At 67.9% G+C, this 2,768-nt stretch carries 1 protein-coding gene; it reads left to right on the top strand.

Features of this window, described 5'->3' with window-relative positions; all coding sequences use genetic code 11:
- Positions 1–2,768, top strand: a 2,768-nt coding sequence (locus ACTJJK_RS23160) for an isopeptide-forming domain-containing fimbrial protein (protein WP_440731365.1), incomplete at both ends; no start/stop codon positions are given.

Genomic DNA, 2,768 nt, shown 5'->3' on the forward strand with positions numbered 1-2,768 from the left:
AGCCAGACGATCGCCAAGACCATGACCAATGCCGATAACGACGGCAGCGGCACGGTAACGGTGGGCGACGTGCTGACCTATACGGTGACGGTGACCAACACCAGCGCCAGCGGCAACCTGATCAACGTGGTGGTGAACGACAGCAAGATCACCCCGAGCACGACGACCTGTGCATCGGTGGCACCGGGTGCGACCTGCGTGTTGACGGGCACCTACACGGTGACCGCGGCCGACGTGACTGCCGGTTCGATCAGCAATACAGCGACCTCGACCAGTACCGTCTGTCCTGCGGGCAGCACCGATCCGGCGTGCACCACGACGATCAACACCCCGGTGGTTCCGTCGACGGTCAGCTACACCAAGTCCGCCAGCACGGCCGGTCCGGTCGTGGTCGGCGACGTGATCACCTACACCCTGACGACGACGGTGGCGAACGCGCAGACCATCGGTGTGTTGACCCTGACCGACACGCTGGGCGCTGGCCTGGACTTCGTGGCGGTGACGGGCCAGAGCCCGGCGAGCGCTTACACCTGCAATGCCGCCAATCCGCTGGTCTGCACGCTGCCGGCCGGTACGGTGCCGGGCGTCTACACCGTGACCTACACGGCACGGGTCAACGCTCAGGCGACGGGTGGCGTGACCAACGCCGTGGTCGGCACGGGCACGGACAATCCGACCTGCACCGGCACCTGCACCACCAATACGCCGGTGACGGCGTCGGCGGTGAGCTACGAGAAGACGGCGAGCACCGCCGGTCCGGTCGTGGTCGGCGACGTGATCACCTACACCTTGACGGCGACGGTGACCAACGCGCAGACCACGGGCGTGACCACGCTGACCGACACGATGGGGTCCGGCCTGGACTTCGTCGCGGTGACCAGCGCCGGTGCCTTCACCTGCAATGCGGCCAATCCGCTGGTGTGCACCTTGCCGGCCGGTACGGTGCCGGGTAGCTACGCGGTGACCTACACCGCGCGGGTCAACGGCCAGGCCGGTGGCAGCGTGAACAATGCGGTGGTCGGCACCGGTACGGACGCTCCGAGTTGCAGCAATGCGGGCTGCTCGGTCACGACCGAAGTCGCGCCGCCGGTGGTCAGCTACGCGAAGTCGGCCAGTACGGCCGGCCCGGTGGCGCAAGGCGACACGATCACCTACACGCTGACGACGACGGTGGCCAACGCGCCGACGCGCAACGCCCTGACCCTGACCGATACCCTGGGCACGGGTCTGGACTTCACCGCGGTGACCGGTGCAGCCGGCTACAGCTGCAACGCCGCCAACCCGCTGGTGTGCACGCTGCCGGCCGGTACGGTGCCGGGCACCTACACGGTGACTTACACCGCGACGGTCAACGCACAGGCGTCGGAGACGGTGAACAACACCGTGGTCGGCACCGGTACGGACAACCCGTCGTGCGTGGGCGTGTGCACCACCAGCACCACGGTGGCGCCGCCGCCGACCCTGCGGGTGATCAAGCAGGCCTCGCCGCGCGATGTGAAGATCGGCGACCTGGTCCGCTACACGGTTACGGTCGAGAACACCGGTACCGTCGACGCGATCGATGCGACCCTGGTCGACACGCCGCCTGCGGGCTTCACCTTCGTCGACGGTTCGCTGTCGGTCGCGGATCGCGACGGCGTCGGTCGCCTGGTCGGTACCTATCCGATCCAGGTCGACCAGGTCGACATCGCCGCCGGTGAGCGCGCGACGTTCACCTACCTGCTGCGGGTCGGCGCCGGCGTGCGCGCGGGCATCCACTCCAACAGTGCGTTGATGCGCGACAACGGCAAGATCGTCTCGAACGTGGCCACCGCCGAAGTGCAGCTGATCGCCGATCCGTTGCTCGACCATGCCCTGATCCTGGGCACGGTGTTCGACGACCGCGACGGCGACGGCTGGCAGGACAGCGCGGCGATCGACGACGCGCGCGTCCAGGGCGGTTTCGCTGTGGACGCCTACGTGCCGAACTCGACCACGGTCGATCGCGGCAACGGTCCGAAGGCGGAACCGGATGCGAGCTCGCCGATGCTGCACGGCATCGTCCTGGGCAGCATCTCGGCCCGTCAGTCCGACGCCGATCCGGCCGACGCGCACCGCGTGGTGATCAGCCAGCGCCTGAAGGAGTTGAGCTTCACCGACGACTTCGCGCTGACCACCCAGCAGGGCGTGACGGTGCGGATGGATGCGGCCGGTACGACCCGGATCGAGCGCAGCGGCGACGCGGCCAAGAACCTGAGCGGTGCGGCACCGACGGTGGAACGTCGGGTCAGCCCGACCGAGGGCGGCTACCTGGTCGACTACATCGTCCGCAACACCGGTGTCGACGAACGCGGTATCCCGGGCGTGCGCATCGCTTCGATCGAGGGCTTGTTGATGGAGACCGACCAGTACGGCCGCTATCACCTCGAAGGCGTGGACGTGGGCACCCTGGAACGCGGCCGCAACTTCATCCTCAAGGTCGATCCGTCGACCCTGCCGCCGGGCAGCGTGTTCACCACCGACAACCCGCTGACGCGTCGCGTCACCCCGGGCCTGCCGGTCCGCTTCGACTGGGGCGTCAAGCTGCCGGCCGGGCTGATCGAAGGCGGTGAGGAGCAGGTCGAGATGGAGCTGGGCGAAGTCTTCTTCGCCCCGGGCAGCGCCGAGGTGCGTGCGCAGTATCTGCCGGCGATCGAGAAGATGGCCGAAAAGATCAAGCAACACCGCGGCGGCGAAGTGGTGATCAGCGCCAACGGCGATAGCGAGTCGCTGGCGTTCGATCGGGCTTC

This window comes from Lysobacter sp. 22409 (assembly GCF_052045105.1).
GTDB classification, from domain to species: domain Bacteria; phylum Pseudomonadota; class Gammaproteobacteria; order Xanthomonadales; family Xanthomonadaceae; genus Lysobacter; species Lysobacter antibioticus_B.